This is a genomic window from Bradyrhizobium sp. MV1.5 (genome assembly GCF_055807615.1).
Genome location: NZ_JBVVPL010000072.1, coordinates 1 through 3312 on the forward strand (window position 1 = coordinate 1; position 3312 = coordinate 3312).

2 protein-coding genes are annotated in these 3312 nt (G+C 62.4%); both read right to left on the minus strand.

Annotated features, from left to right (window positions below; translation table 11 throughout):
- Positions 1-134 precede the first annotated feature (134 nt).
- Entirely contained in the window at positions 135-1757 is a 1623-nt protein-coding gene (locus AC0L2J_RS33535; RefSeq protein WP_473395853.1) for an ABC transporter substrate-binding protein, read from the minus strand.
- A gap of 382 nt (positions 1758-2139) precedes the next feature.
- Positions 2140-3099, minus strand: a complete 960-nt coding sequence (locus tag AC0L2J_RS33540; protein WP_473395854.1) for an aminoglycoside phosphotransferase family protein — start codon at positions 3097-3099, stop codon at positions 2140-2142.
- Positions 3100-3312 lie beyond the last annotated feature (213 nt).

Below are 3312 nucleotides of genomic sequence, written 5' to 3' on the forward strand. Positions count from 1 at the left end.
GGCAGGGAGGGGGGTGGCTCCGGGAGAGATCTGAGCTTGTGGCTACCCCTCTCCCCAACCCTCCCCCACAAGGGGGGAGGGAGCCTGAAGAGCGTGCTCACCTCACTCTTGAGTGCAGCGCCCGCCACGCCCCCTCACCCCTTCGCCATCGCGCGATAATCCAGCCTTCGGTGGAACCAGTATTGGTAGCCGCTGATGTTCTTCTGCATCGCGACGTTGACGAAGGGCTGGTACAGCGGGATGCGGGGGATGTCGCTGTAGGCGAGGTCGACGAAGCCCTTCACGTCGGTGTCGTAGGTCGCGGTGTCGCCGGTCGCGGCGGCTGCGCGTGCGCCGTCGATCAACTTGTCCATCGCCGCCGACTTGTAGCTCATGGTGTTGAAGACGGAATTATTGCCGTGATAGCACCAGTAGAAGAAGTATTCGGGGTAATCGAGCCAGCCCGAGAACACGTTGGTGAAGAGCGGCATCTCCTTCTTGTTCAATTCGGTGCGCCAGTTGGCGCCGGGCACCTTGTTGATGGTGGTCTTGATGCCGATCTGGGCCAGACTCTCCTGCACCAGCACGCAGAGCGGCTCGTTGACGCCGGCGAAATTCAGGTCAAACGAGATCGTGGTGTCGAAGCCGTTGGCATAGCCGGCCTCGGCCATCAGCGCCTTCGCCTTCTCCATGTCGGTGTTGTATTTGTGCGGCTGCGGCCAGGCGACTTCGGTCGGCTTGTCCTTGGCGGCGCCGAACATCGGATTGGCCAGCCCGAACATCACCGCGTCCATGATCTTCTGATAGGGAATCGCATAAGCGACCGCCTGACGGACCTTGGGATTGTCGAACGGCGGCTTGGTCACGTTCATGCCGATATACTGGATGCCGTTGGAGAACGGCAGCGACACCACGTTGAGCTTGCCGCTCGCCTTCATCTCCTGGAAATCCTTGAACGGCAGCTCGTAGGAAATGTCGGCGTCCCCGCGCTCCAGCAGCGCGCGGCGATTGCCGGCCTGCGGCACCATGCGCCAGATCACGCGCTTGATCTTCGGCAAGGGGCCGCCGACCCAATCGTCGTTGCGCTCCATCACGACTTCGGTACCGGCGGTCCACTTCGTCACCTTGTAGGCGCCGGAGCCGGCGGTCTGCTGCTTGGTGTACTCAAGACCCCACGGATCTTTTTCGCTGGCGTTCTTCTTCACCAGCTCGGAATTGACGATGCAGGGCACGATCACCGCGAGATCGGGAATCGTCAGCTTGTCCTTCTTCAGGAAGTCGATACGCACCGTGTAGTCGTCGATCACGACGAACTGCTCAGGCTTGGTCAGCGAGCCTGCGCTCATCTGAAAGGTGGGGAAGCCGCCGACGCTGACGGCGCGGTCGAGCGACCACTTCACGTCCTTGGCGGTCACAGGCGCGCCGTCGTGGAATTTGGCGTTCTTCTTCAGCTTGAAGGTGACCGACATGTCGTCGATCTTGAAACTCTCGGCGAGTTCGCCCTTGAACTTGTCGCGGTCGTAATAGGGCACGCCGCCGGGACCGGCCTTCATCTCGTGGCTGATCAGGCGGTCGTAGCAATTCCAGGACACCTCGTAGCCGGGCACATTGGTGCCGACGCCGTGGATATCGAGATTGTTGGGGCCGCCTTCCGAGACGATCAGCAACGTCTCCGAGCGCGCATCGGCCTTGGCCGACAAGATCACGGGCGGCATGGCCGGAAGCGCCGCGCCAGCGGCCAATCCGGAAACGGACTTGAGGAAATCGCGGCGCTTCATGAAATGGCTCCAACACAAGTTTTATGGTTGGAACTGGATTCGCAAGGTTCGTGCCAAGGCTTAAAGAGAGTTTAAAGCGCCATAAGCCTCTGAAATATTTAAAGGAAGCAGCTATTGATCGGGCCGTCGATCCGAGGCCAAGCTTTGGGCATTGCATACAAAGATGCGCATTTGCTCATAAAATAAGCTGAATTAAGTCTCGCTTGTTTGGCAGGCGGCTTATTGAACCGCCGTCGTCCTGGCGAAAGCCAGGACCCATTCCCCCAGGGCGAACTGCGGCGCGAAGCTGGCGACCACGAGTCTTCGCAAAACCCCTCGCTGGGATAATGGGTCCTGGATCTGCGCTTCGCTTGTCCAGGACGACGGCGGGGATCACCGGCACTCATCCCGCCCAGATCAGCTCCTGAAGCTGGACCAGATCGTCGGCCTTGTCCTGCCAGCCGTCGATGCAGACGTGGCTGTTGAGGTCGCTGGCGCGATGCAGGAGCATCAGTGCCATCAGGCGGCGCTTGAGCGCGAAGTCGAGCTTCGTATAGCCAAAGCCTTCGAGCAGGTTGCGCACGCGGCCGGCCCGGCCCGCTGCCATGAAGGCGCTGGGGCCGAGCAGATCGTAGTCGCGCCACCCTGCCAGCACGTCGCCGAAGTCGAACAGGCCGGCGAGCGACCATTGATCGTCATGGCAGGTGAGCAGGAAGTTCTCCGGAATGTACTCGCCGATCAGGATCACCGGCGGCGCATCCATCGGTATGAGCGCGGCCGCATCAACCAGGAGGTCGTCGAGGCCTCTGAGGAATTTCGGCGCCAGGCCAAGGCGCGTATGCCGCACCTTGCAGCCCTGCATCTGGGCGCGCATGAAGTCGTCCCAGCGCGGCTGGATCTGTGCGAGCGGGCCGAGCGGGGCGCGCTGCACGGACGCAATGGTCTCGCCGATCTGGCGCAGCACGCGCTCCTTCTGCGCTTCCGCCAATTGGGGCCAGACCTCCGAACCGAGCGCGCCGGCAAGGCGTGTGACGACGAGGTAAGGCCAGCCATCGCGCTCGTCTTCGGCGACGATCTCGGGAATCGGCAGATGAAGGCGGCCGGCAAGCTGCGTCAGCGAGCCGCGCTCGGAAACGAATTGCGCGCGGAGCAGCGGCGGGAAGATTTTCAGGATCAGGTGATCGCCGAGCCCCACCACGAGATTGGTGCCGGTGGCAAACACGTGCGGCGCGCTGACATCGAGGCCGTGGCTGCGCGCGATGTCGAGCGCGATCGGCAGCCATCGCGACGCGTCGCAGCGAAAGGCGCGAAAGGCAGCAGCGTCGGTGAAAGTTGGCAAGATTTGCGATGGAACGCTGGTCATGCACGCCCGATCAGGCAAGCGGGTTTTGGCTGATTCGATGCAAGCCAAGCAGACGGTGCACCTCTCCCGCTTGCGGGGGAGGTCGGCGCGAAGCGCCGGGTGGGGGTTCTCTCCTCTAGGGGATTGTCCCATTGCGGAGACACCCTCTCCCCACCCCAAACCCCCCAGCCGGGGGGGGGGCGGCCGTTCGTCGGGGGTTAATGTGGGGGCCAT

What these genes read in the sequence shown, in the direction of transcription:
- AC0L2J_RS33535 (WP_473395853.1), bottom strand. Translation starts at nt 1,757, where the DNA reads ATGAAGCGCCGCGATTTCCTCAAGTCCGTTTCCGGATTGGCCGCTGGC.
- AC0L2J_RS33540 (WP_473395854.1), bottom strand. Translation starts at nt 3,099, where the DNA reads ATGACCAGCGTTCCATCGCAAATCTTGCCAACTTTCACCGACGCTGCT.